The sequence below is a fragment of the Microcystis sp. LE19-10.1B genome (genome assembly GCF_027530565.1).
Lineage (GTDB): Bacteria > Cyanobacteriota > Cyanobacteriia > Cyanobacteriales > Microcystaceae > Microcystis > Microcystis aeruginosa.
Map to the genome: position 1 here is coordinate 1 of NZ_JAPZQM010000275.1, position 4,218 is coordinate 4,218.

At 46.7% G+C, this 4,218-nt stretch carries 4 protein-coding genes and 1 pseudogene; 2 read left to right on the forward strand and 3 right to left on the reverse strand.

Annotated features, from left to right (window positions below; translation table 11 throughout):
* Positions 1–126: 126 nt before the first annotated feature.
* A pseudogene (locus O9332_RS09870) lies at positions 127–306 on the forward strand (transposase); the annotation flags it as partial.
* 168 nt (positions 307–474) lie between these two features.
* Here the strand turns inward: O9332_RS09870 and O9332_RS09875 are convergent.
* Positions 475–1,947, reverse strand: coding sequence for a leucyl aminopeptidase (locus tag O9332_RS09875; protein WP_002757690.1), 1,473 nt, complete (start codon positions 1,945–1,947; stop codon positions 475–477).
* A 228-nt stretch (positions 1,948–2,175) separates the two neighbouring features.
* Here O9332_RS09875 and O9332_RS09880 point away from each other — a divergent pair, with 228 nt between their 5' ends.
* Positions 2,176–2,415, forward strand: a complete 240-nt coding sequence (locus O9332_RS09880) for a hypothetical protein (RefSeq protein WP_002757689.1) — start codon at positions 2,176–2,178, stop codon at positions 2,413–2,415.
* A 58-nt stretch (positions 2,416–2,473) separates the two neighbouring features.
* Here the strand turns inward: O9332_RS09880 and O9332_RS09885 are convergent, their stop codons facing one another.
* The gene (locus O9332_RS09885; protein ID WP_002757688.1) at positions 2,474–3,883 is read right to left on the reverse strand and encodes an NAD(P)(+) transhydrogenase (Re/Si-specific) subunit beta; all 1,410 of its coding nucleotides are present in this window, start codon (positions 3,881–3,883) and stop codon (positions 2,474–2,476) included.
* Positions 3,880–4,176 (reverse strand): NAD(P) transhydrogenase subunit alpha part 2, encoded by a 297-nt coding sequence (locus O9332_RS09890; RefSeq protein WP_002733247.1) that lies wholly within the window; start codon positions 4,174–4,176, stop codon positions 3,880–3,882. The genes O9332_RS09885 and O9332_RS09890 overlap by 4 nt, the downstream gene beginning before the upstream one ends.
* Positions 4,177–4,218 lie beyond the last annotated feature (42 nt).

Genomic DNA, 4,218 nt, shown 5'->3' on the forward strand with positions numbered 1-4,218 from the left:
TTTGTACCAAGCGATGTACTACAAGAAGGATAATGCAAGGTTTTTGAACGTCCCAATCCTATTTTCGCAGCACTAACATCGGACTTTAACAGGTCAAAAGCTTTATTTTAAAAGGGTTTTACCATTATTCAGCAAACCCTAATTAGACAAGAATTTCCGGATTTGGCGGCAAAGTATTTCGACAACAAACCCTATTTTTGGGCGGGAGCTTATTTCGTGGCTAGTTGTGGCGACGTTACTGTCGAACAACTAAAAAAATACGTCGAGAACCAAAACTCCCCAAAAGTGGAAAGGCTACTGCGTTAGTTTCATTCTGGTCGCGATTCATCTCCCGTTAACCGCTACGCAGTTTAACGGGAGTCCTCTCGCGACCTTGAGATAGGGGTGAGGGGTGGGGCAGATTTTTCAGGGATCGGTAAACAGTAAACAGTGAAAATACTCCTCACCTAATACCGCTTACCGATCACCGATAACTTAATTATTGGCCATTACCCAATTAACTAGAGTGCGGACGGGAAAACCGGTGGCCCCGGAATTATTAACGCCATTTTCTTTATCGCACCAGACCGGTCCTGCGATATCTAGGTGGAGCCAGGGAGTATTATTAATGAATTGCTTCAAAAATAAAGCGGCTGTAATGGAACCGCCGGGGCGCGGGCCGGTGTTTTTCATATCGGCAATTTGAGACTTCATCCCCTCGAAATATTTTTCTTCTAGGGGCATTGGCCAGAATTTTTCGCCGGCTAATTTAGCGGCCTCTTGGAGTTGAACAGTGAGACTCTCATCGCTACTCCATAAACCGGCGATATCGTCCCCCAAAGCGATGACACAGGCCCCGGTTAAAGTGGCTAGATCCACGATCGCATCCACCTCTAATTTTTCCGCAAAAACCAAGCCATCGGCCAGGGTTAATCGTCCCTCGGCATCGGTGTTATTGACTTCAATAGTTTTGCCATTAGAAGCGGTTAAAATGTCCCCAGGGTGCATAGCGCGACCACTAATCATATTTTCTGTAGCCGGACAGATAAAGTGTACTTCCACTTCTGGCTGTAATTGGGCGATCGCCTTGGCTGCGCCTAGGGTGGCGGCACCACCCCCCATATCCATTTTCATGGTTTCGATGCCACTGCCGGCCCCTTTAATATTCAAACCGCCGGAATCAAAGGTTAAACTTTTGCCGACGATTGCTAGTTTACGTTTCGGGGTTCCTTGGGGTTTATAGATTAAATGAAGGAATTTCGGGGGAATATCCGAGGCTTTGGCCACTCCTAGGAAGGCTCCCATACCCAAGCTTTCGCATTCTTCCTGTTCCAGAATTTTGAGACTTAATCCGTATTCGGCGGCAATTTGCTCGGCGGTTTCTGCCATGGTTAGGGGGGTAACGGTGTTAGCGGGAGCATTGACTAATTCTCTGGCCAGAATCACCCCGGAACAGATTTGCTCGGCTTTGGCGATCGCAGATGTTTGCTCTCCTAAACCCAATAACTCGACGGTTGCTAATTTGGCTCCTTTTTCCTCCTTAGTGGACTTGAAGCGGGTATCCTGATGATTGGCCAGTAGTAGTCCTTCCGTGATTGCTCCGGCGGTGGCGGACTGATCACCAACTACCGGTAAACTGATGGCCAGAGCTTGGCTTTTTTGTTGTTTGGCCAGACGAGCGATCGCAGCAGCCGCTAGACGCAGGGTTTGCAGGTCGAAATCGGCAGTTTTTCCCAATCCCACCAGGATTAATTTGCGAATCGGACCACCACCTAGACGAGTCGCCGCACTGCTGCCTAATTTTCCCTCGAATTCCGTCTCGGAGATGAGATCACCTAGGTTTCCCCCTAGTTTATCGTTTAATTCTGCCAATTCTCCTGCAATCTCGATGGTTCCTTCTGGTAAACCTAGGGCTAAAGTATCTCCTGTCCAGGTAAGGAGCGAGGTGTCAGTCGATCGAATATCCATTCTTTATCTCGATAATTCTTTGCAAATTGCTTCTATTAATCACTATACTGTAAGCTCTATCAGTTATCATCTATTCAGGTTTAGTGGCTCCCTGTCAAGAATCAAGGTCTAGCTCTTGCTAAAATCATTGTCCCTGATTGCTGATGCTGACTGGGGATAACTGCCAGCGGTTCTACTACTTAGAAAAAAATTACCAAGTTTGTGTTGATCCCTCAAGGAGAAATTTTTATGGAAATATCTCGCCCTAATCAAGCAGAATTAACCGCAGAAGAACAACAGGAACTAGAAAAGTTGCGAGCTATTATCGAACAGGCTAGTGTTGATGGCGTGATCACTCAAGGGGAAAGGGAAAGAATCGCCCTAGCTATGAGGTCTGATGGTAAAGTGACCCTGGAAGAATTAGAGTTGGTCAGAACTTTAATTACCGAAAAAGTGAGCAAAGGGGAATTAGTTCTGGATTATCTTTAAACTCTGGAAAATCAGATAAAAAAAGACGGGGTGAAAACCCCGTCCTATTTGTCAAGAATTATGACAAATCCTTGACTTGTGATACTAATTGTGCTACCACATCTTGAGCGCTACCAAAGAGCATAAAGGTTTTGGGATTGTAGAATAATTCGTTTTCCACCCCGGCAAAACCCGATCGCATACTGCGCTTAATCACGATCGTGTGCTGTGCCTTATCCACGTCGAGAATTGGCATTCCATAAATGGGACTAGCTTTATCGTGACGGGCAGCGGGATTAACCACATCATTCGCCCCAATAATTAAGGCCACATCGACGCGCTCAAACTCAGGATTAATATCATCCATATCGTAGAGTTGCGGATAGGGAACATTAGCTTCGGCCAGTAATACATTCATGTGTCCTGGCATTCTTCCCGCCACGGGGTGAATAGCATATTTAACCTCAACGCCATTTTTTTCCAACTGTTCAGCTAATTCTCGCACTGCGTGTTGTGCTTGGGCCACCGCCATGCCGTAACCGGGTACAATCACCACAGAACGCGCATAACCGAGCATCATTGCCCCTTCTTCTGAATCAATAGCATGAACTGATTTATCAAGGCTAGAAGTGGCGCTCGCTTCGCCTCCAGCACTAGCACCTGTACCAAATGCCCCAAATAGTACACTAGCCAGCGATCGATTCATGGCTTTACACATGATCTGAGTCAGGATAATCCCCGACGCACCCACCAAAGCACCAGCGATGATCAACATACTATTCATCAGGATAAAACCGACTACGCTGGCGGCAAGTCCCGAAAAAGAGTTTAAGAGCGAGATAACCACGGGCATATCGCCGCCGCCGATGGGAAGCACGAATAAAGCCCCGAAAATTAGGGAAAGTGCCACCAAGGTCAGGAAAACATCGATCGAGGTGGGATCAAAAAAGAGATAGACACTACCCCCTAAAAAGGTGAGTAGCAAGAGAATGTTAAAGGGTTGTTGGAAAGGAAAAGTTACGGGCGCGCCACTGATTAATTCCTGTAATTTGGCAAAAGCGAGGACACTACCGGTAAAAGTGACACCGCCGATCAATATACCCAAAATAGCGATCAGTATCGAGTCAAAGGCAATATTTTCACCACTTTGCAGTAAACGCCAGTATTCGCCAATGGCAATTAAAGCACTGGCAGCACCGCCTAAACCGTTAAAAATCCCCACCATTTGGGGCATAGCTGTCATCGGGACTTTTTGCGCCGAAACTAGGCCGATAATCGAGCCAATCACTAACGCCACGGCGATTAAACCATAGCTGAGGATTTCTTGATTGATTAAGGTGGCAATAATGGCGATTAGCATCCCGATGGCAGCCAGAAAATTGCCTTGACGGGCGGTAGCGGGGGAAGATAATTGTTTAAGACCGATGATAAATAAAATGGCGGCAAGTAGATAGGACAACTCGATCCCTGTGATAAGGGCATTATTCATGATTTAGCCTCTTTTTTCTTGAACATTTGCAGCATTCGATCGGTAACGACAAAACCACCGACCACGTTAACCATCGCCAAAATAACGGCAATTAACCCTAAAATTACGGTTAATTCGTGCCAATCCGTGCCTCCGGCGATGAGGAGCGCACCGACAACGGCGATACCTGAAATTGCATTCGCTCCCGACATCAGGGGTGTATGGAGAGTGGGAGGGACTTTATTGATTACCTCGAAACCGACAAAGGAAGCGAGGACAAATACCACTAAAGCGGTTAAAAGTTGGGCAGTCATTGGTTAAAGAAATAGGGGATAGGGTGTGGGGTGTGGGGTGTG